Raw genomic sequence first — 21,493 nt, forward strand, 5'->3', positions numbered from 1 at the left:
GATGTGTCGGTCAGTCGTGGAATGCTTCCACGAACTTCCGCTTGCCGAGCATGAAGGCGTCGGCAACGTGACGTAGCGGTGCGAGGTCGACATCCGACTTGCCTGCCGTGATGATCTCTGCGAAGCGCCGGTAGAGCGCCGGATATTCCTCTTCCGGAGCGGAGAATTTCAGTTCGCCGTTGACGGAAAGCTTCGATCCGCCTTCCGCAAGCTCCATCTTGCCGGCTGCCGTCTCGGCAATGATGTCCCAACTCTGTTTGCCGGTTTGGCGCCAGTCGAATTCGCCGTGAACCGGAACATCGTCGGCATTCTTGAAATGCATGTCGGCCGCAATCGGCGCGTCGCGGTTTTCCGGAAACTCCAGCGTGGCGCTCGTCAGGAAGATCGCCTTCGGCAGGATATGGGTGACGATTGACAGCGCATTGATACCCGGATCGAAAACGCCGAGCCCGCCCGCCTGCCAGATCCAGTCCTGATTCGGATGCCAGTGGCGCACGTCCTCCTTCCAGATGACGTGGACGCTTTCGATCTTCGTCGAGGCGAGGAAGGCTCTCGCGGCCTCGACCGCAGCCGCATAGCGCGAATGCCAGCTTGCAAAGAGCGAGACGCCTTTTTCGGCGGCCAGCGCTTCGAGGTCGGCGACCTCGCTCAGGGTCGCGCCCGGCGGCTTTTCGAGGAAGACGTGCTTGCCGGCAGAAAGCGCCTTATGGGCTGCCTCGTAGCGATATTGCGGCGGCATGCAAAGCGACACGGCGTCGATCTCAGGCACGGCGTCGAGCATGGCCTCGATGCTTGTGAAGCTCTGGATGCCGTCGACGGTGCCGTGGCGGCTTGCCGTCGCGATAAGCTTGAAATCCGGATTCTTGGCGATCGAGGGGAGGTGCTGGTCGCGGACGATCTTGCCGACGCCGACGATGGCGAGGTTGATGGGTGACATGGCTGAAGCTCGCGTTCGGTGTTTCGCACAAAAGTATGATTTATTGGGCGGTGTTTTATCAGAATGTTAGCGCCGGGCAAGCTGGCTTGTCACGTGCAGATCGACAAGGCGCGACACCTAGCCTGCCATGGCGTCCTCATATTCGGCCGAAAGCTCCAGCCACTGTTCTTCGGCGGCTGCGAGCTTTGCGGCTGCCTCGCCACGCTGCTTGGCTTTCTCGCTGGCCTTTGCCGGCGCCTTTTCGTAGAGCGCCGGATCGGCAAGTTCCGCATCGAGCTCCTGAATCTGTTTCTCCAGCTTCGCCGTCAATGATTCGATTTCGTTGATCTTTTTCCTGAGCGGCGCGAGCGAGGCGCGCCTGCCGGCATTCGCCTTGCGCTGATCCGCCTTGGAGGCGGGCTCTTCGCTCAGATCAGGCCTTTCGTCTTTTTTTTTGCCCGAAGAGACGACGAGGTTGCGGTATTCCTCCATATCGCCCTCGAAATTCGAAACCGTGCCGTTGTTGACCAGCCAGAGACGGTCGACCGTCGCCTCGATGAGATGGCGGTCGTGCGAGATGAGGATCACGGCGCCATCGTAGTCGTTAAGCGCTTCTATCAAAGCGCGGCGGCTGTCGATGTCCAGGTGGTTGGTCGGCTCGTCGAGAATGAGAAGGTTCGGCGCGTGGAATGCGGCAAGCCCCATCAGCAGGCGGGCCTTCTCGCCGCCAGAAAGATCCTTGGCGGCGGTCGACATCTTCTCCGTCGAAAGTCCCATCTGCGCCACCCGGGCGCGGACCTTGGCCTCGGGCGCTGCGGGCATCAGGCGGCGCACATGCTCGACCGGCGACTCGTTGGGGACGAGATCGTCGAGTTGGTGCTGGGCGAAAAAGCCGATCTTCAGGCTCGGTGCGAGTTTGATGTCGCCGCTTTCGGCCGAAAGCCGGCCGGCGATGAATTTTGCGAAGGTCGACTTGCCGTTGCCGTTGGAGCCGAGCAGCGCGATGCGGTCGTCGTTGTCGATGCGAAGGCTGATGTTCTCGAGGATCGGCTTGCCCGGTTGGTAACCGACGGCGCCGCTCTGGATGGCGACGATCGGCGATGCCGGCTGCTTTTCCGGTTCCGGGAAAGTGATCGGCTGCACATGATTTTCGATCACCGCGGCGACCGTGCCCATGCGCTCCAGCGCCTTGACGCGGCTCTGCGCCTGGCGCGCCTTGGAGGCCTTTGCCTTGAAGCGGTCGATGAAACTCTGCAGATGTTTGCGCGCGGCCTCGTTCTTGGCCTTCGCTTTCGTCTGCAATTCGTCGGCTTCCGCCTTTTGCCGCTCGAACTGGTCGTAGCCGCCGCGGTAGAAGGTCAGCTTCTTCTGGTCGAGATGGACGATCGAATTGACGGCATTGTTCAGAAGGTCGCGGTCATGGCTGATGATGATGACCGTGTGCGGATAGCGCCGCACATAGTCTTCCAGCCAGAGCGTACCTTCGAGGTCGAGATAGTTCGTCGGCTCGTCGAGAAGCAGGAGATCGGGTTCGGCAAAGAGCACTGAGGCAAGGGCCACGCGCATGCGCCAGCCGCCGGAGAAGGCCGAGGCCGGGCGCTGCTGGGCATCCTGGTCGAAGCCGAGGCCGGCAAGAATGCTTGCCGCCCGCGCCTCTGCCGAATGCGCATCGATATCGACAAGCCGCATCTGGATTTCCGCAATCCGGTGCGCATCGGTCGCGATCTCGGATTCGGCAAGCAGCGCGGCGCGCTCCTTGTCGGCGGACAGCACGATCTTGATCAGCGAATCTTCCGTGCCCGGTGCTTCCTGCGCCACCTGGCCGATGCGGGCGTTCTTCGGTATGGAAACTGAGCCCGTTTCTGCGCCGAGATCGCCGGTGATGATCCTGAAAAGCGTAGATTTGCCCGCGCCGTTCCGCCCCACAAGGCCAGCCTTCGTGCCCGCAGGAAGCGTCACGCTGGCATTGTCGAGGAGAAGGCGCCCGGCGATGCGGGCCGAAATGTCGGTAATCGTGATCATGGGCGGCGTTTTGGCCGAAAGCCGCGATCAAGGCAAGACCGTGGCGGCAACTCGTGAAGGTCGATCCTGGGATACACGTCCGTGACCTGCTGCGAATTAGGGTCGAGGGACAAGGGAAACCGCGAAAACCAAGAGAAGAAAACCAAGCGACGTTCCTCTGCCTCTCCTGCGGACGCGCAGACCATGCCGACGTCAACGCGGCGGTCAACATCCTTGCGGCCGGAACACGGCCATCGAAGGCGGTTTAAACCCGTCTCCCGAGAACGCGAAAGGGCGACCTGGGCCGCCGCTGAAAATCCCAGTCCTTTCGGGCGGGGAAGATGTGAAGAGTTGGTTCGAGCGCTGCCTTGATCTGTTATCAAGGCAGGGGCCGCACTATGACAACGGCGTGAAATTGCCGCGTCCCCCTTGTTTTCGGGGCTAGGGGCGGATAAAGACCGCCCACTTTTCCCGCTAAACCAGAGGATTTGACCCAATGGCGATTGAACGCACCTTTTCGATGATCAAGCCGGACGCAACGAAGCGCAACCTGACGGGCGCTATCACCAAGATGCTGGAAGATGCGGGCCTGCGCGTCGTTGCTTCCAAGCGCGTTTGGATGAGCAAGCGCGAAGCTGAAGGCTTCTACGCCGTTCACAAGGAGCGTCCGTTCTTCGGCGAACTCGTCGACACCATGACCTCCGGCCCGACCGTCGTGCAGGTTCTCGAAGGCGAAAACGCAATTCTCAAGAACCGCGAAATCATGGGTGCGACGAACCCGGCAAACGCTGACGAAGGCACGATCCGCAAGGTGCACGCGCTTTCGATCGGCGAAAACTCCGTTCACGGCTCCGACGCTCCGGAAACGGCTGCGCAGGAAATCAAATACTGGTTCTCCGACACCGAAATCGTCGGCTGAATCGCAATTTCAGCCGGGAGGCTGAAGCCTTTGAAATGTTTCTGAAAGCCGGAGCTTCGCTCCGGCTTTTTCGTTATGCGGCGGGACACTTGTCGGTATTGCTGAAGTCCGTCGTTCCGTCCGGCTTGAAGACATCCGGGTTCTGCGTATAGAGCGGCCCGACAACCAGCGGCTTGCTCGGCAGGATCGATTGATCGACGTCCGAGACCAGTTGTGTCTTCAACTCCTGCAGCGTCGCGCCCTCGGCATCGACGAGACGGATCTTTACGGAATAAGGTCTATCCTTGCGGATGCAGTGTACTTTTGGGCTCTGGAGGGTGATCTTGTCCCAGCCCGGATAGATCTTCTCGGTGAGCACGATTGGGTCGCCGCCGGCCGGGTTCTCGAATTCCGCGATCGCCACGGCGCCATCGGGAATGGCTGCAGTCTTCTTCAACGTGACGAGGTAGGTCGCGCTTGCGACGCGATAATTGAACACGAAAATATGGCCGCTCACTTCGACCATCTTCTCCATCTCGCGCTGGCAGCCGGCGAGCAGCGCGGCGCTCAGCGCCAGCGCCGTGATAACCTTGATCTTCATGTCGCGTCCTCTTTCTTCCGGCGGTAGTGCCGGCTTGCCTTGGCGCGGTTGCCGCAGACGCCCATGTCGCACCAGGCACGGCTTTTATTCTTGCTGCGGTCTATGAACAGCCAGCCGCAATTGCGGCATATCTTCAAGCGCTCCGGATCAGGCATCGCGATCAGGCGAAGCACCGAATGCGCGGTCGCCGCGTCGAGCCCGTTGGGCCTGGCATTGCGGAGGGTTACGGCAAGTTTTCCAAGCAGGTCCGCGAGGAGTTGATCGTCATTGCCTGTCAAAGCCCGTTGCCGGAAATAGCGGTCCGTCGCCTCGCGCAGCGCGATGAAATTCAGCCTGTCTTCTGGCGCCACCGGCAGAACGTCCCTGAACAGGGCGCGCTCGGCGCAGAATTCCGCAGCCGCATGCGGAAAGCTCGCGAACTGTTCATCCGCCGCAAAGCGGTCGATGCTGCGCGCTACATCATGACGCAGAATGACGCTGTTGGCGACATCCAGCGCCAGCGCGCCGCCAGAAAAACGATGTGCGGTCCAGGCAAAGATCATAGAGAAAATATAACTGGTAAAATAGGTTTTGCCAGTTATTATTTGCAGAGGATCTGGAGTTTCCTGATGGGTTATCTATTGCAGCAGCTGGCAAACGCGGTGCCGTTGGCAGCGCTCTACGCGGCGCTTGCCTTTGGCTATGCGCTTGCCTTCGGCGTCACCAAGCGCGCCGATATCACCTATGGTGCGGTCTTCGCTTTCGCGGGACAGATCCTGCTGCTGTTCACCGATTTCGCCTATAACCGTCTCTGGCTGGTCCTGCCCGCATCGCTCGCGATCGGCGCCGTCATGTCTTTCGCCTATTCGCTCGGCGCCGGCTTCTGGATCGGCCGCTCCGTTATTGAGCCGCTCGTGCGACGTTCACCGAATACGGTCATCGTCGCAGCCCTCGGCGTGACCATCCTGCTCATGGAAACGGCGCGGTTGGCCTCCGATACGCGGGAGCTCTGGCTATCGCCCTTCCTCAACCGCACCGTCGTTTTCTGGAGCGACGCATCCTTCAAGGTGACGCTGACTTATATCCAGCTTATCAATACCGGGCTGATGTGTGCGCTGATCGCCGTCGGCGGCCTGGTGCTGCGCCGCAGCGCCTGGGGTCGCATCTGGCGCGCGGTGACGGACGACCCGCTCGCCGCTGAACTCTGCGGCGTCAGCGCAATCCGCGTGTTCCTCGCTGCCTATGTGGCCGCCGTCTTCATCGCCACCTGCTGTGGCATCCTGACGACCTTCTATTACGGTTCGATGGATTTCGGTGCGGGTCTGCTCTTCGGCCTCAAGGTGCTGATGATCGCCGCTGCCGGCGGCTATTCCGATCCGCTGAAATCCGCAGGCGGTGCAGCAGGCATCGGTTTTGCCGAAACCCTCTGGACCGCCTACGGCCCGTTCCTCTGGCGGGATTTCGTCATCTTCTCGCTGCTCGTCTTCCTGCTGGTGCTGAGCCGGCGCGAGCGCGCCATTCCGTGACTACTTCCACTTGTCGCGCGCAGCGTCGTCTGCGTCCTTGGCAGAGACCCAATCGCCTGCCGAGCCATCCATGCCATGTTCCCTCTTCCAGAAGGGCGCGGAGGTCTTCAGATAATCCATGACGAAGTTCGCGCCGTCGAATGCCGCCTGCCTGTGCGGCGCCGCGGCAATCACCAGAACGATATTTTCCCTTGCGGCGATTTTTCCGAAGCGGTGGATGGCGGTGAGCCCAAGCAGGCCAAAACGGTCGATCGCCAACTCGGCGATGCGCGTCATCTCCGCCTCGGCCATGCCCGGATAATGTTCCAGTTCCAGCGCTGCCAATGTGCCGCCTTCGTCGCGGCACAGGCCGGAGAATGTTACGACCGCTCCAACGCCGGCCGCGGCCATTTTCAGCCGGTCGACTTCAGTCTGCAGGTCGAAATCTTCGCGCTGGACGCGGATGGTGGGGGCTGGGCTCACGACATGCTTCCCCTTTGCTGATGCGCGCTGACCTCAAAACGCACTGCCTCGTCGCCGTGCTTGTCACAGGGAGCGGGTGCGCCTAACGCCTTGGGAGCGAAAGACGTTCTTGCAAGACAAAGAGAGTCATTCACGGCGTGGACGCGCCGTGGCTCGATTCCGGTGACAAGCACAGGAATGACGGACAAGCGTGGGGCAGCCGTCTCTATAGGCAGTGTTTCCATTTGTCTTCTCGGAAACGCGAGCGTGCGTCCGTCATCCGTCACCCGCCCGTCATCGGCGGAAAAATCCCGATCTCCCGGGCATTGCCGACCGGTTCGTCGTGTTCGGCGTGTTCCTGATCGAGCGCCACGCGGATGACGTTTTCGTATTGAAGCGCCATCTCGTATTCTTCGCCCAGGGTCTTCAAGTGACCGAGGAGATCGGCAACGGTGACGACGGAGGCGGGAAGGGCGATGTCTTCCTCGCTCTTGCCGATCCGTTCCCGCACCCAGGCAAAATAGACGAGACGCGTCATTCTTCGTCATCCACGATATGCTTCAAGCCGGCGCGGAAATAGTCATAGCCGGTATATATGGTCAAAATCGCCGCGATCCAAAGCAGGCCTATGCCGATCTGCGTCGTATAGGGAAAAATCTCGTCGCCCGCAGGACCGGCAAGCAGGAACGCGATAGCCACCAGTTGCAGCGTCGTTTTCCATTTGGCGATCCGTGTGACGGGAACGCTGACCTTGAGGGCGGCGAGATATTCCCGCAGTCCCGAAACGAGGATTTCGCGGCACAGGATGGTGATTGCCGCCCAGATCGACCAGCCGGCGATTGTCTGGTCCGCGGCAACCAGGAGCAGGATCGAGGCGACTAGGAGCTTGTCGGCGATCGGGTCGAGCATGCGGCCGATATTCGAAGTCTGGTTCCAGATGCGCGCCAGATAGCCGTCCAGGAAATCGGTGAGGGAAGCGATGATGAATATCCAAAGGGCGACCCATCGCGCCGTGTTGCTGATCGCAAGCCGCCCCTCGACAAAGAAGCACAGGACGATCAGCGGTACCGCGAGAATGCGGCCGTAGGTCAGCAAATTGGGAATATTATACGCGCGCGATGCCATGAAACCGTTCTCTGAATTTTTGTGCTTGTAGATGACGGGTTTGACCGCAAGCCGTCAACATTCTTTCTGTTTTTCTGCCGCCTTTGCGTGGGAATTTCGCGACCAGTAGCCGCCTATTTCGCGGCATCGTCGTGAAAATGGTTGTAGACCTGCTTTGCGACCGTTTCGGAAATGCCGTCGACTGCCATGAGATCGGAAAGCGCTGCCCGCGAAACGGCCTTTGCGGTGCCGAAATGCTGCAGCAGCGCCCGCTTGCGCGACGGGCCGATGCCGCCGATCTCGTCGAGCGGGTTCTTCACCATCTCCTTCTTGCGTCGCGCGCGATGCGAGCCGATGGCGAAGCGGTGCGCTTCGTCCCGCATGCGCTGGATGAAATAGAGCACGGGATCGCGTGGCGGCAGCGTGAAGCTTTCGCGCCCCGGCGGGAAGAAACGCTCGCGGCCCGCATCGCGGTCGACGCCCTTGGCAACGCCGATGGCAATGACGCTGTCCGTGATGGCGAGTTCTTCGAGGATGGCGCGCACCGCCGTCATCTGACCCTGGCCGCCGTCGATCAGGATCACGTCCGGCCAAACAGGGAAAGGCAGATCGGCGGCCTCAGCGCTCGATACCGTCTGCGTCCGGTCCGGAATGCCTTCCTCCTTGATCAGCCGCGAGAAGCGCCGGGTCATCACCTCGCGCATCATGCCGAAGTCGTCTCCGGGCGTGATGTCGGTCGATTTGATGTTGAACTTGCGGTACTGGCTCTTCACGAAGCCTTCCGGCCCCGCCACGACCATGCCGCCCACCGCATTCGTGCCCATGATATGCGAGTTGTCGTAGATCTCGATCCGCTGCGGCGCATAGGGTAGGCCGAACGTTTCCTTGAAGCCCTCGAGCAGGCGCGATTGCGAAGCAGTCTCGGCGAGCTTGCGGCCATGTGCCTCGCGGGCATTGGCAACGACATGGTCGACTAGATCGCGCTTTTCGCCGCGCTGCGGCACCAGGATCGAAACCTTGTGCCCGGTCTTTTCGCCGAGCGCTGCCGCCAGCAGCGCCATTTCCTCGACCGTTTCCGACAGCATGATCTGCTTCGGCACCGGCTTGTCGTCATAGAACTGCGCGAGAAAGGCATTCAGAACCTCGGCGCCCGAAAGCTGCGGGTCGGCCTTTGGGAAATAGGCGCGATTGCCCCAGTTCTGGCCGGTGCGAAAGAAGAAGACCTGGATGCAGGAAATCCCGCCCTCGTGGTGGATCGCGAAGACATCCGCCTCCTCGACGCCTGCCGGATTGATGCCCTGATGGCTCTGGACGTGCGACAGCGCGGCAAGGCGATCGCGATAGATCGCCGCACGCTCGAAATCGAGATCTTCGGCGGCAGCGTTCATTTCCTCCGCCATGTGCGCCTTCACCTTCTGGCTTTTGCCGGAAAGGAAGTCCTTCGCCTCCTGCACCAGTTGCGCATAGCCTTCGTCGCTGATCTCCCGGGTGCAGGGGCCAGAACAACGCTTGATTTGATAAAGCAGGCAGGGTCGCGTGCGCGTCTCGAAAACGCTGTCCGTGCAGGTGCGGATCAGGAAGGCGCGCTGCAGCGAATTGATCGTGCGGCCGACTGCGCCGGCGGAAGCAAAGGGGCCGAAATAATCGCCCTTGCGGGCGCGGGCGCCGCGATGCTTGAAGATCGACGGGGCGCGATGATCGCCGGTGATGAGGATATAGGGAAACGACTTGTCGTCGCGCAAAAGCACGTTAAAGCGCGGCCGCAAGCGCTTGATCAAATTCGCTTCCAGGAGCAGCGCCTCGGTCTCCGTGCGCGTCGTCACGAATTCCATATGCGAGGTCAGGCGGACCATCTGCGCGATGCGGTTGGAATGGACCCGGCCCATCGCATAGTTGCCGACGCGCTTCTTGAGGCTGCGCGCTTTGCCGACATAGAGCACGTCGCCATCGGCATTGAACATGCGGTAGACGCCGGGGCTGTTCGGCAGCCGCTTGACGAATTCGCCGATCAGTTCCGCGCCGGCAAGCCCGCTCTCGTTGCCGCCGCCTTCATTCCAGTCGATCGCAGCCGGAAGCGGCGAGGCGGAAAGGTCGCTTTCCACCTCGATATCGTCTTCGTTTTCATCGGTTTCATCATAAAGAACACCGCCATCGGGCAGCTTCTTGGCATTCATTCCTTGATCTCCAGCACATCCGGCGTCTGCCACGCGAGATGCTGGCCGCCGTCGAGTGCAATCATCTGACCCGTGATCGAAGGCGTCTCGAACAGAAAACGAATCGTTCGGCCGAATTCCTCCAACGCAGGTCCTTGCTTCAAGATAAGGGCTGCGACCTTGCGCTTGGAAGTCTTCCTGCAACTGCCGTTCGCTTGGCATCGAGGGGCCAGGCCCGATGGCGTTGACACGAATTTTCGGAGCAAGCGCCTGCGCCATGCGTCTGCGTTGCGGTCCAAAGCGCCGACTTCGACAGGGTGTAGGAATAGAAGCTCGGCCGCAGCGCCCAGACGCGTTGGTCGATGACATTGACAATGAGGCCAGTGGACGTTTCCGGTAGCTGGGCGGCGAATTGGGCGGCGAGGATCGAAGGCGCCCGGACATGCACGGCGAAATGCTCATCCCAGACACCGGCATCCATTTTTCGCACCGAATCTTCGCGGAAGACGGAGGCATTGTTGACGAGCAGATCGATGGGACCGAGCCGGTCTGCGGCCCTTTTTACCAGGGCTTCCGTCTCGTTTGTTTTCGTGAGGTCGCCTTGCACTGCGACGGCGTATTTGCCTTTTTGCCGCAATTCCGCCGCAACCGCCTCCGCCTCGTCGATCGAGCTATTGGCATGAATGGCAACGGAAAAGCCGTTTTCCGCCAAATCCTCGACTATCGCCCGGCCTATTCTCTTGCCAGCCCCGGTTATGAGCGCGGCCTTAAGTCTTTGCTCGTTCAAAAGCGTGCTTTCTGGTCCCGCGAGTCTAAGTGCGTTTCTATATAGGGGCAGGCACAGACTATATAAATAGGGTGTCACGATTGCCTTTGTGGCAGACCTATTCTATGTATTATTTGAGAAATAAAGTTCTTAGAATAAGTATTGACAATTTAACTCATCGTTATGGTTAACAAATATTCTGTTGCCCTATAGCAACATCAAATTTCAGCCGCTTCGCTGCCTCAATCATTTCACAATTTGGCTCTCTCAAATCCGCAATTGCGCTCCACTTTCGACCTCGATCCGAGAGGGACATCTTGTAATTTCTCGCGAATGCTTCGGCGTAGGACAGTTACGAAGGGCGCGAGATCGAAAGGAGAAATGAGTATGCGTACATTTATTGCTAGTCTGATGGCGTCCGCCTTCGTGATCGCCGGCTTTTCTGCCGCCAACGCCGCCGATGCAGTCGACCAGGTTCCGGAAGCTCCGGTAGCACAGGCCGAGCCGGCCGCTCCTGCAGGTAACTGGGAAGGCTTTTACCTCGGCGGCGCGGGCACCTATAACAAGGGCAACTTCGGTGCAGACCGCGACGGTTACGCGATGGGCGGCCAGCTCTACACGGGCTACAACTGGCAGAGCGGCCAGATCGTCTACGGTGTCGAAGCCGATCTCGGTTATTCCGGCCTCGACAGCACGTCGGACGGCATCACCAACAAGAACCGCTTCAACGGCTCCGTTCGCGGCCGTGTCGGTTACGACCTGAACCCGTTCCTGCTCTACGCGACGGCTGGTGCCGCTGCGGCGAACAACAAGGTCAGCGGCTTCGGTAAATCCGATTCCAATACAGCTTTCGGTTACACCGTCGGCGCCGGTGCTGAAGCCATGGTGACGAACAACATCACGGCACGTGCTCGAATATCGCTTCAGCGACTATCAGAACAAGGACTTCGATCTCGGCGCCACGAACGTATCTCGCGGCTATGACGAACACAGCGTCAAGGTCGGTATCGGCGTCAAGTTCTAAGTCTGCCGAACATACCTGATGAAAGCCGGGCCTCGCGCCCGGCTTTTTTGTTTGTGCGCCAGGCATGGCGCGTGGTGTGAGAACACCGTTTGGCCGGGTGGTATGCGGCCGATGACTTGGAGGTGACAGTCCCTCTGCGGGCCCTGGTGATGGGAACCGTTAGCTGAACAGCAAGGGGACCGCTTTTCCGACCGCCTTGAGCAGATGCCTCGCAAGCGGCCCAAGCCGGAGGTAGCGGGCGGAACCCCGCGAGATCAGGCCGGGGCGCTTGTAAGGGCGGCGGGCATTGGGGACCATGAAACCGAGCGCGCCATGGACCGCCATGTACGGAACCGTACGCACGGTGGCGTGGGAGGAGGGACACCGCAAGGCTCCCTCCTACCGGATCTCAGCCGTGCGGCTTGAGTTTCCTGATAGGCAGGAAATTTCTTCTCGAACTTGCGTGTCCAGTCGATCGGTTCGGATCGCTCGGCTTCCCACTGGCCCTTGAAGCGCAGTTCCAGATAGCCGATCGTCGCAGCAAGCGCGAAGTGACCGCCATTCAGCCTCCGGCCGATCTTCGGTGGATGCGCGCTGATGTGGTTCAGGCCGCTGACGGCCTTCTTCCACTGCCGGTCGATCCACGGGCTGGTGCACCTTCTCCTCGTCGCGGAAGCGGCGCTCGTAAACGATCGCCAGCAGGCAGTCGCAGATCCGTCAGCAGAGTGCTTCCAGAATTTCAGCATCGGTTCGCTTGCCGCTCTTTGCAGGGTAGAGCTTCGTGTTCTTCAGCCGGCCGAAATAATGCATGATCGCCACGCTGTCGAAGACCGAAACCCCTTCGTCGGTCAGAAGCGTCGGGATCTTGCCGAGCGGGTTGTTGTCGAGAAGGATCGCCGGGCCAGCATTGGTATCGACGCGGATTTCGGTGACGCCGAGTTCCAGATAATGCGCGGCCATCAGCACCTTGCTGGAATAGGGCGATGTCGGGGAGCAAAGCAGCTTCATGTTTCACCTCGAAAGCGGTTTCGGCGCGGACAAATTTCGCACGTGCAGCAAGCGGTCAATCGGCGGTTCCGGTCTTCGCTTCGCCACGCAGCCAGAAGGCACGCTGTGAGGCGAACCGATCTTGGGCGAGATGATCCTTGAGCGCCGGCAGCAGCGCGTGCAACTCGTCCTTCAGCGTGAAGGGCGGGTTGACGATGATAAGACCGGAGCCCGTCAACCCGGTAACGCCGCGGTCGCTGCGCACCGCGAGTTCAGCGCACAGCATCTTCGGAATTTGGGTCACCTGCAGCGCCTCGTGAAATTCCTTGATGGGAGCGCCCCTCTTAGCGGGTACCAAAGGCAATAGGTGCCGCCCGGAAACCGCCGGTAGGCCCTCGCCAGGCCGTCAACCAGACGCTCGTATTCGCCGTCCTCCTCGAAGCGGCGGATCGACAAGCACGATGCCGCGTTTTTCCTTCGGCGGCAGATGCGCGCCGAGCGCCAGCCAGCCGTCGAGCTCGGTGATGCGGGCATGGTGATCGCCTTCGAACAGCCGGTGAAGGCGGATATAGTCCTCCGGATGCAGTTCCATCGCCGAAAGCCTGTCCTGTGGGCGAAAGAGCATGCGCGAAAGCTTCGGCGAACCGGGATAGAAGCGCACGCCGCCATCCGGGTTGAGTTCCCGGACCGCGGAAAGATAGGGCTCGAGCAGTCCGGCCACCTGCGGCGCAAGCTCGGCCTCCATGATCCTGCCGATGCCGTCCTGCCACTCGCCGGTCTTTTGCGCCTCTTCCGAGGAGAGGTCGTAAAGCCCGACGCCGGCATGCGTGTCGAGCACTCGGAAAGCGCCGTCCTTCTTCTGCAGATAGCGGATGAGACGCGCCAGAACGGCGTGCTTCAGCACATCGGCAAAATTGCCCGCGTGATAGATGTGGCGGTAGTTCATTTTCGCTGATGCCTGTTATGAATTCATGTCATAGCCGTCATTTCCGGCTTTTGGTGGATGACGGCTTGGAATATAGAAAAGCCATGAACATTGCGACCCCCATTCACGCCAAATCCGCCGATCCCGGCAAGAAGGTCGGGCACACCGCCCGTGTCCGCGCGACTGTCCCTCCACCTGCGCGCTGGAAGTAGAGATTGCGGAGGACGGCCGCATCGGCCGTGTGCGCGGTGCCAACGACCACACCTATACGTCCGGCGTCATCTGCGCCAAGGTCGCCCGCTATGCGGAACGTACTCTACCACCCGGACCGGCTGCTGCAACCTTTGCGCCGCGTCGGCGCCAAGGGGGAAGGGCGTTTGGACAGCAGGCGATGTCCTGGGACGCGGCGCTGGACGAGATCGCCGAACGCCTTCCTGAAGTCCGAGGCAGAAGGACGGCTGCGAGAGCGGTCTGGCCCTACTACTATGCCGGCACCATGGGCCTCGGTGCAGCGCGATTGCATCGATCGCCTGCGCCATGCCAAGACGCTACACCGGCCTAGTCTCGTCAGCATCTGCACGAACCTCGCCTGGTCCGGGTTCTTTGCCGGCGACCGGCACGCTCGGTGGCGTCGATCCGCGCGAGATGGGCCGCAGTCAGACTGCGTCGTCATCTGGGGTACCAACGCCGGTCGGCGACGCAGGTCAATGTGATGACGCATGCTGTCCGGGCTGCGCAAGGAGCGCGGCGCGAAGATCGTCGCCATCGACATCTACGAGACAGCCGACCGATGCGGCAGGCCGATCATGGCGGTTGGTCCTGAAGCCCGGCACCGACGCGTGCACTCGCCTGCGCGGTCATGCACGTCGCTCTTCCGCGACGGGCTACGCCGACCGGGACTATCTGGCAACGCCTATGCCGACGACCCGGCAGGGCCTCGAAGCAGCACCTCAAGACGAATCGCACGCCGGAATGGGCTGCCGCAATCACCGGTCTGTCCGTTGCGATGAGATTGAAGCCTTCGCCCAGTCTCGTCGGTACGACGAAGAAGACATTCTTCCGCCTCGGCTATGGGTTCGCCCGCCAGCGCAATGGCGCGGTCGCCATGCATGCCGCAGCCATGCGATTGCCGGCCGTAACTAGGCTCGTGGAAATATGAGGGCGGCGGCGGCTTCCATTCGAACTGCGGCATCTTCCGTATGGACAACGCGCGAGCTGACCGGCAGGGCCGATGCAGGATGCGGATGTCCGCCATGCTCGACCAGTCGCAAGATCGGGGCGCGCGCTGACCGGCGATGCCGGCATGCGCTCCGCGCAGGTCGCGGACCTGTCACGGCGATGCTGGTGCAGAACACCAATCCTGCGAACGTCGCGCCGGAGCAGCGCCTGGTGAAACAGCGGCATGCTGCGCGACGACCTCTTCATGGCGGTGCACGAGCAGTTCATGACCGATACGGCGGAAACTTGCCGATGTCGTCATTCCGGCCACGATGTTCGTGGAGCATGACGATATTTACCGCGGCGGCGGCCAGCAGCATATCCTGCTCGGCCCGAAGCTCGTCGAACCGCCGCCGACGGTGCGTACCAACCTTTTCGTCATCGAGGAGCTCGCAAAGCGCCTCGGCGTTGCCGATCAGCCAGGCTTCGGCTTTAGCGCCCGGGAAATGGTCGACCGCATTCTCGAAACGAGCGGCCTGCCGGACTACGACCACTTCCTCGAGCATAAATGGTTCGACCGCCAGCCTGACTTCGAAGACGCGCATTTCCTCAACGGTTTCGCGCATCCGGACGGCAAGTTCCACTTTCGGCCGGATTGGACCAACCAGCCGGCGCCTAACCGTCCACCGGAATCCGATCGGCCTGCTCGGCCCGCATCCCGAGCTGCCGGCTTTTCCCGATCAGGTGGATGTCATCGAAATCGGCCGATGCCGAACATCCCTTCCGGCTGGCAACCTCGCCCGCGCGCAACTTCCTGAATTCCAGCTTTTCCGAAACAAAGACGTCGCGGCAGAAGGAGGGGCGTCCCGAACTGATGATCAATCCGCACGATGCCGAGATAAACGGCATTGCCCACGGCGATCTCGTCCAGATCGGAAACCGGCGCGGCGAGGTGCGCCTGCACGCCCACGTCACGACCGAGGTCGAAGCCGCGGCGTTCTGATCGCCGAAGGCTTGTGGCCGAACAAGGCGCATGTCGACGGCGAGGGCATCAATGTGCTCACCGGCGCAGACCCCGTCGCGCCCTATGGCGGTGCGGCCGTCCACGACAACAAAGTCTGGCTGCGCAAGGATGCCGTATGACGAAGTTTGCGAAGGCAAGGGCGGAGGTCGTCGAGGAAACGACGCTGCGCGGAAGGCTGGACGCGGCTGAGCGTTTATAAGCTCGATTACACGGATTCGAACGGCCTTACCCATCGCCTCCATCGCGAGGTCTATCACCGCACGCCGGCCGCGACGATCTTGCTCTACGATCCGAAACGCGGCTCCGTCGTCCTCGTCGAACAGTTCCGCCTGCCGCCCAATCTTCGGGGCGAGCCCGCCTTCATGATCGAAACGCCAGCCGGCCTTCTCGACGGCGAGGAGCCGGAAGCAGCGATCCGCCGCGAAGCGGTGGAGGAGACGGGCTTCCGCGTCCGCGACGTCCGGTTCCTCTTCAGGGCCTACAGCTCGCCGGGTTCGAACAGCGAAGTCGTGCATTTCTTCGCCGCGCCGATCGATACGTCCGACCGCGTCTCGAACGGCGGTGGCCTGGACGAAGAGCATGAGGATATCGAAGTGCTGGACGTGCCTCTGGACACGGCAATCGCGATGATCGAAAGCGGCGATATCCGCGACATGAAGACGATCATCCTGCTGCAATGGGCGGCGATGAAGCGGGATAGCTTGATCTAATCGACATTTTTTCCAGGACCGTTGATCTTTCGGCAGTCGACCGCTTGGATCGATGACCCTCACCTGATACGCAAGCGTGCTCGACCATTTCCAGAGTACGAGATTGATTGCCGTTTCCGCACGATGGGCAAAGGACGGCACGAGCAGGCCGGCATATTTTTCATGCAGCTCATCAAGTATTGTGAAAGTGCTTTGGGTTGATTGTCGCAGCAGCATCCAAGTTCATACCGTTGTCACGAATCCCGCCTAGCGCTGCAGTTTATCAAATCATGGAATGCCGTCAGGAGAGTGCCCATGTGGCTCAGCAATTTCACGCTCGTTCTTCCCGCAGAGGTGGTGAGCCGGGGCGCAATCCGGATCGAGGACGGGGCGATTGCCGAGATACGGCCGGAGCCGGTCGGCGATGCCGCGATCGACGGCGGCGGGCGGTTGCTGATGCCGGGTTTTGTCGATCTGCATGGCGACATGGTCGAGCGCGAGATCGCCCCGCGCCCGAACGCCATGATGCCGATTGATTTCGGCATCCATGAACTCGACAAGAAACTCGCGGCCGCCGGCGTGACGACGGCTTTTGCGGCGATTTCCTTTGCGACCGAGAGCGTCTACGGCTATGTCCGCTCACTCGAAACAACGGGTGCGATCATCGAGGGGATCAACCGGCTGCGAGCCCGATCTGCTGATCGACCATCGCGTCCATGCGCGCTATGAGATCACCAATCTGGGTGCCGCGCCCGCGCTCGAAAAGCTGCTTGAAGCCGGTCATATCGATATGGTGTCGCTGACCGACCATACGCCGGGGCAGGGGCAGTACAACAACATCCAGAGCTACATAATCGAGCATCGCCGAGCGCCGGGCGATCTCCGAGGAAATGGCGGCGGAAATGGTCGCCAAGCGCATTGCGATGCGCAGCAATCCGGAGATCGAGGCAAAGCTGAAGGAGATCGTCGCCCTCTCGCTCAAGTGGAAGCTGTCGCTTGCTTCCCACGATGACGATAGTGCTGAAAAGGTTGCCGAGATGCATGATCTCGGTGTGACGATCAGCGAGTTTCCGGTCACGCTACCAGCTGCCGCGGAGGCCCGCCGCCGCGGGCTCTGGACGCTTATGGGAGCGCCCAATGCGCTTCGCGGCCAGTCAATGTCGGGCAATCTGAGTGCGCTCGATGCCGCCAAGGCCGGGCTCCTGACGGTGATTGCTGCCGATTATCACCCGGCGGCTTGTGCGTGCCCGGCATCTTCAAGATCGCCGATTACACCGCAATGCCGGCCGCGGTCGCCATGGCGACCAGGAATGCCGCCCGTTCCGCAGGTCTGACAGACCGCGGCGAGATCGCCGTCGGTCAGCGCGCCGATCTGGTCGTCGTCGAGCCGGGCGATGTGCACCGCATCCGCGCCACCTTCTGCGGCGGACGCTTCGTCTACAGCGACGGCACCTTGCATCAGCTTCGGGCGCTCGTTGCCTGAAGGATCAGGCGATCAGGGAAATGATGTGATTGGCATTGGGGCGGGCGGATATCTCTGCGCCCACCGCCCTGCCGCCTTCCATCCGCACCTTGCCTTCGGCAAAGAGCCGCAGCGCTTGCGGATAGAGCTGATGCTCGACCGTGAGGACACGCGCGGCGAGCGTCTCGGCGGTATCGCCGGACAGAACCGGTCACGGCGGCCTGTCGCGATCACCGGCCCTTCATCCATGCCTTCGGTCACGAAATGCACCGTGCAGCCCTGCGATCCGCATGCCGGCGTCGATGGCGCGCTGATGCGTGTGGAGGTCCCGGGAAGAGCGGCAGCAGGGAAGGGTGGATGTTGATCATCCGGCCCTCGTAACGTTCGGATGAATTTCGCGCTCAGACAGCCGCATGTAGCCCGCAAGGCAGAGAATATCCGGCGAGAGCCAGTCGCAGCGCTTCAAAGATCGCCGCCTCGTGTGGCTGTCCTTGCTGGCATAATCCTTGCGGACGAAGAGCGCAACGTGGAGATGCCTTCCGCGGCAGCTTTCGTCAAGGCCGCCGGCATCCGCCTTGTCGGAGATCACGCGCGACGATTTCAGCGGGATAGTCCGGAGCTCTTCGCTGCCGCGACGAGCGCCATCATGTTGGAGCCCGCCGCCGGAAATGAAGATCGACGACGCGTTTGCGCGGCAGGTCGTGTCATAGAGCGAGCGTGCCCTTGATAGACCGTACACCGGCGCACCTCGGCGCGGCCGATCATCCGTGCCGAGCGTGACTGACTGTCTCGCCCTGCGATTTCAGTGACGGCGGTCACCGCAGCGGCATTTTCAGCCGAGCAACAACGGCGATCATGCCGACTGCCGCAGTTGAAGGTGCGCAGCATTTCCTTCGCGCTCGACGCCGCCCGTTTTGGCAAGCCAGGAAAACACCGGCGGAACCTTGACGGCCGGCAGGATCGATGCTCGGCGGTCAAGATTCTTCGGCAGCACGCGCGGGAATATTGTCAGGGAAGCCGCCGCCGGTGATGTGCGCCAGCGCCTTGATCGGCGCCGGTTTCGCGGATCGCCGTCAAGCAGCGGCTTCACATAGATGCGCGTCGGCGTCAGCAGTGCTTCGCCAAGCGTCGTGCCTTGGACTTGAACGGCGCATCGCGCATCCCAACCGAGGCCGGACAAGCTCGACGATCTTGCGGACCAGCGAAAAGCCGTTCGAATGAACGCCGGAGGACGCAAGGCCGATGATGATATCGCCCTCGGCGATATCGGCGGTCAGGCAGCAGCTGGCCGCGCTCGGCCGCGCCCACCGGCAAAGCCGGCGAGATCGTAATCGCCGATCGCGGTACATGCCGGGCATCTCCGCGGTCTCGCCGCCGATCAGGGCGCAGCCGGCCTCGCGGACAGCCTTCCGCGATGCCGCCGACGATGGCCGCGCCCTGATCGGGGTCGAGCTTGCCGGTGGCGAAATAGTCGAGGAAGAACAGCGGCTCTGCGCCCTGTACAACGAGGTCGTTGACGCACATGGCGACGAGGTCGATGCCGACCGTATCGTGGCACATCCGGCATCGATGGCGATCTTCAGCTTGGTGCCGACGCCGTCGTTGGCCGCGACGAGAACCGGGTCCTTGAAAGCCCGCGGCCTTGAGGTCGAACAGGCCGCCGAAGCCGCCGATCTCGCCATCGGCGCCGGGGCGGCGCGTCGAGCGGACGGTCGGCTTGATCTTCTCGACAAGCAGATTGCCGGCATCGATATCGACGCCTGCGTCGCTATAGGTCAGGCCGTTTCGTCCAGACTGGCTCATGCTGATCTCCGATGGCTGGTTCGGGCGGTATAATGGACCGCGTCACATGCGGGTCGCAATTGCATGAGAGTGCGCTTTATGCAAGGCGGCGATGGAGAAAAGCCCCAATTTCCCGCTCTTTCCATAGGGGAGGGTTGGATTTTCCGCCGCAGGGTTGACCATCTTCCGGCCCGCATCCTATGTGCTTCGAGTAGCGGCGCGAAAAGATTGCGTCATGGGCGGACGAACGGGGAAAGCGATGCCACATCAGGTCAGCGGAGCAAGTCTCAAACGGCAGGTCTTCTTCTGGCTGGGCGTGCTCGTCTTCTTCATCGTCTTTCTCTATATCTTCAGCTCCATCCTGCTGCCCTTTGTCGCCGGCATGGCGATCGCCTATTTCCTTGATCCCGTGGCCGACCGTTTGCAGCGTCTGGGGCTCAGCCGCTTGATGGCAACAATCGGCATCCTGGTCGCCTTCGTCATCATCTTCGCGCTGGCGCTGATGATCCTCATTCCGGTCCTGATCAATCAGTTCAACGATTTCGCCCAGCGGCTTCCCGGATATATCAGCCAGCTGCAGGCCTTCATCGCCAACGTACAGGATTCCGTGCTGCCGGGTTGGATCAGGAACCAGCTTCGGCACGATCAAGGACAATTTCTCCGGCATATTGTCGGAAGGCATGGGCTTCCTGACCGGCCTCTTTGGCCAGATCTGGAATTCCGGCAAGGCCATCGTCGACGTCATCTCGCTGCTGGTCGTGACGCCGGTCGTTGCTTTTTACATCCTACTCGACTGGGACCGGATGATATCCAAGGTCGATCAGTGGATTCCGCGCGATTATGTCAGCGACGTTCGCCAGATCGCTCATGAGATCGATCAGGCGATCGCCGGCTTCATTCGCGGGCAGGGCTCTCTCTGCCTGATCCTCGGAATCTACTACGCCGTCGGTCTGTCGCTCGTAGGCTTGAACTTCGGCCTGCTCATCGGACTCTTTGCCGGCATGATAAGCTTCATCCCCTATGTCGGCTCGCTGGTCGGGTTGGTCCTTGCGGTCGGAGTGGCGCTCGTTCAGTTCTGGCCGGATTATCTCTGGGTCGGCGCCGTGCTCGTTGTCTTCTTCAGCGGCCAGTTCCTGGAAGGTAATATCCTGCAGCCGAAACTCGTCGGCCACAGCGTCGGACTTCACCCGGTCTGGCTGATGTTCGCGCTCTTTGCGTTCGGCGCGCTCTTCGGCTTCGTCGGCCTGCTCGTTGCGGTGCCGGCCGCTGCCGCCGTCGGCGTCCTTGTCCGCTTTGCGCTCTCGCGCTACCTTCAGAGCGATCTTTATGCGGGCCGTTCGCAACCTGCCGAAGCCCGGAAGACAAAAGCCGAATCCAAATGAACGACGTGAAGCGCAAGGCGGGGGAACAGCTCCCGCTGGTCTTTTCCCATGATGCGGCAAGCGGCCGAGACGACCTGCTGGTCTCCGACCGGCTGAGCGCTGCGGTGACCATCATCGACGCCTGGCCGCAATGGCCATCGCCGGTCGTCATTCTGGCCGGGCCGGTCGGTTCCGGAAAGTCGCATCTTGCAAGCATCTGGAAAGAGCATAGCGGTGCCGTCACCATACATCCGAAGCGAGGATCGGATGCCGCCGTTACTGCGGCAAACGGGCCTGTCCTTTTCGAGGATGTCGACCGCCTCGGCTTCGATGACACCGAACTTTTTCACGTCATCAACAGCGCGCGCGAAAACGGCAACAGCCTGTTGATGACGAGCCGCCTGTGGCCGATGTCGTGGCCGGTGGAGCTTCCCGACCTGCGCTCGAGGCTCAAGGCTGCGACCGTCGTCGAAATCGGCGAGCCGGACGAGGAATTGCTGTCCCAGGTTATCGTCAAGCTCTTCTCCGACCGGCAGCTTAATATAGATGACAAACTCGTCCTTTATATCGTGAACCGGATGGAGCGGTCGCTGAACGCGGCCCAGACGATCGTCGAAAGGCTCGACCGGCTGGCCCTTGCGCGGGGCACGAAAATCACCCGGTCTCTCGCTGCCGAAGTATTGAATGAATTGGGTAATTCGGCGTCGTCCGATTGAC

Annotated in this window: 12 protein-coding genes and 10 pseudogenes; 8 read left to right on the plus strand and 14 right to left on the minus strand. The window is 61.2% G+C overall.

Going from position 1 to position 21,493, the window contains the following annotated elements:
• Positions 1–10 precede the first annotated feature (10 nt).
• Together ACW4PC_RS02120 and abc-f are read right to left on the minus strand one after the other, a co-directional pair.
• Positions 11–937, minus strand: a complete 927-nt coding sequence (locus ACW4PC_RS02120; RefSeq protein WP_455872687.1) for a Gfo/Idh/MocA family protein — start codon at positions 935–937, stop codon at positions 11–13.
• 117 nt (positions 938–1,054) lie between these two features.
• On the minus strand, positions 1,055–2,938 hold the full coding sequence (abc-f, locus tag ACW4PC_RS02125) for a ribosomal protection-like ABC-F family protein (protein WP_455872688.1): 1,884 nt from the start codon (positions 2,936–2,938) through the stop codon (positions 1,055–1,057).
• Between the two features lie 475 nt (positions 2,939–3,413).
• Here abc-f and ndk point away from each other — a divergent pair, with 475 nt between their 5' ends.
• Positions 3,414–3,836, plus strand: coding sequence for a nucleoside-diphosphate kinase (gene ndk, locus ACW4PC_RS02130; protein WP_022714709.1), 423 nt, complete (start codon positions 3,414–3,416; stop codon positions 3,834–3,836).
• Positions 3,837–3,909: 73 nt separating this feature from the next.
• Here ndk and ACW4PC_RS02135 read toward each other — a convergent pair whose 3' ends face one another.
• Together ACW4PC_RS02135 and ACW4PC_RS02140 are read right to left on the minus strand one after the other, a co-directional pair.
• Complete coding sequence (locus tag ACW4PC_RS02135; RefSeq protein WP_455872689.1) at positions 3,910–4,416, minus strand: hypothetical protein; 507 nt, start codon at positions 4,414–4,416, stop codon at positions 3,910–3,912.
• Positions 4,413–4,958: a CGNR zinc finger domain-containing protein gene (locus ACW4PC_RS02140; RefSeq protein WP_455872690.1), complete on the minus strand. Its 546-nt coding sequence runs from the start codon at positions 4,956–4,958 to the stop codon at positions 4,413–4,415. Before ACW4PC_RS02140 ends, ACW4PC_RS02135 begins: the two co-directional genes overlap by 4 nt.
• Positions 4,959–5,024: 66 nt before the next feature.
• Between ACW4PC_RS02140 and ACW4PC_RS02145 the strand changes: the two genes are divergently transcribed.
• Positions 5,025–5,921: a branched-chain amino acid ABC transporter permease gene (locus tag ACW4PC_RS02145; protein ID WP_455872691.1), complete on the plus strand. Its 897-nt coding sequence runs from the start codon at positions 5,025–5,027 to the stop codon at positions 5,919–5,921.
• On the opposite strand, the gene ACW4PC_RS02150 is transcribed toward ACW4PC_RS02145, so the two are convergent.
• From ACW4PC_RS02150 to ACW4PC_RS02170, 5 genes and pseudogenes are all read right to left on the minus strand, one after another.
• Positions 5,922–6,383, minus strand: coding sequence for a molybdenum cofactor biosynthesis protein MoaE (locus ACW4PC_RS02150; protein WP_455872692.1), 462 nt, complete (start codon positions 6,381–6,383; stop codon positions 5,922–5,924).
• A 262-nt stretch (positions 6,384–6,645) separates the two neighbouring features.
• Entirely contained in the window at positions 6,646–6,900 is a 255-nt protein-coding gene (gene moaD, locus ACW4PC_RS02155; RefSeq protein ID WP_455872693.1) for a molybdopterin converting factor subunit 1, read from the minus strand.
• A complete protein-coding gene (gene pgsA / locus ACW4PC_RS02160; RefSeq protein ID WP_022714716.1) occupies positions 6,897–7,487 on the minus strand; it encodes a CDP-diacylglycerol--glycerol-3-phosphate 3-phosphatidyltransferase in 591 nt (196 codons plus the stop codon). Before pgsA ends, moaD begins: the two co-directional genes overlap by 4 nt.
• A 113-nt stretch (positions 7,488–7,600) precedes the next feature.
• Complete coding sequence (gene uvrC, locus ACW4PC_RS02165; RefSeq protein ID WP_455872694.1) at positions 7,601–9,640, minus strand: excinuclease ABC subunit UvrC; 2,040 nt, start codon at positions 9,638–9,640, stop codon at positions 7,601–7,603.
• Positions 9,637–10,406, minus strand: a pseudogene (locus ACW4PC_RS02170) (SDR family oxidoreductase). The gene uvrC and the pseudogene ACW4PC_RS02170 overlap by 4 nt, the downstream one beginning before the upstream one ends.
• 366 nt (positions 10,407–10,772) lie before the next feature.
• Between ACW4PC_RS02170 and ACW4PC_RS02175 the strand changes: the two are divergent.
• Positions 10,773–11,409 (plus strand): annotated as a pseudogene (locus ACW4PC_RS02175) (outer membrane protein).
• A 159-nt stretch (positions 11,410–11,568) separates the two neighbouring features.
• Here the strand turns inward: ACW4PC_RS02175 and ACW4PC_RS02180 are convergent.
• The 3 genes and pseudogenes from ACW4PC_RS02180 to ACW4PC_RS02190 all read right to left on the minus strand — a co-directional run bounded on the left by ACW4PC_RS02180 (position 11,569) and on the right by ACW4PC_RS02190 (position 13,321).
• Entirely contained in the window at positions 11,569–11,778 is a 210-nt protein-coding gene (locus tag ACW4PC_RS02180) for a hypothetical protein (protein WP_455872954.1), read from the minus strand.
• Between the two features lie 29 nt (positions 11,779–11,807).
• Positions 11,808–12,396 (minus strand): annotated as a pseudogene (locus ACW4PC_RS02185) (glutathione S-transferase); the annotation flags it as partial.
• A 55-nt stretch (positions 12,397–12,451) separates the two neighbouring features.
• Positions 12,452–13,321 (minus strand): annotated as a pseudogene (locus ACW4PC_RS02190) (23S rRNA (adenine(2030)-N(6))-methyltransferase RlmJ).
• 17 nt (positions 13,322–13,338) lie between these two features.
• Between ACW4PC_RS02190 and ACW4PC_RS02195 the strand changes: the two are divergent.
• The 3 pseudogenes from ACW4PC_RS02195 (at position 13,339) to ACW4PC_RS02205 (ending at position 17,654) form a co-directional block, all read left to right on the plus strand.
• A pseudogene (locus ACW4PC_RS02195) lies at positions 13,339–15,601 on the plus strand (molybdopterin-containing oxidoreductase family protein).
• Positions 15,598–16,192, plus strand: a pseudogene (locus tag ACW4PC_RS02200) (NUDIX domain-containing protein). Before ACW4PC_RS02195 ends, ACW4PC_RS02200 begins: the two co-directional pseudogenes overlap by 4 nt.
• Before the next feature lie 294 nt (positions 16,193–16,486).
• Positions 16,487–17,654, plus strand: a pseudogene (locus ACW4PC_RS02205) (alpha-D-ribose 1-methylphosphonate 5-triphosphate diphosphatase).
• A gap of 4 nt (positions 17,655–17,658) precedes the next feature.
• Here the strand turns inward: ACW4PC_RS02205 and purN are convergent.
• Positions 17,659–18,331 (minus strand): annotated as a pseudogene (purN, locus tag ACW4PC_RS02210) (phosphoribosylglycinamide formyltransferase).
• 22 nt (positions 18,332–18,353) lie between these two features.
• A pseudogene (gene purM / locus ACW4PC_RS02215) lies at positions 18,354–19,436 on the minus strand (phosphoribosylformylglycinamidine cyclo-ligase); the annotation flags it as partial.
• Between the two features lie 238 nt (positions 19,437–19,674).
• Here purM and ACW4PC_RS02220 point away from each other — a divergent pair.
• Positions 19,675–20,797: pseudogene (locus ACW4PC_RS02220) on the plus strand (AI-2E family transporter).
• On the plus strand, positions 20,794–21,492 hold the full coding sequence (gene hdaA, locus ACW4PC_RS02225) for a DnaA regulatory inactivator HdaA (RefSeq protein ID WP_455872695.1): 699 nt from the start codon (positions 20,794–20,796) through the stop codon (positions 21,490–21,492). Before ACW4PC_RS02220 ends, hdaA begins: the two are co-directional and overlap by 4 nt.
• The last annotated feature ends 1 nt before the right edge of the window (position 21,493 follow it).

The sequence above is a fragment of the Rhizobium yanglingense genome (assembly GCF_977109285.1).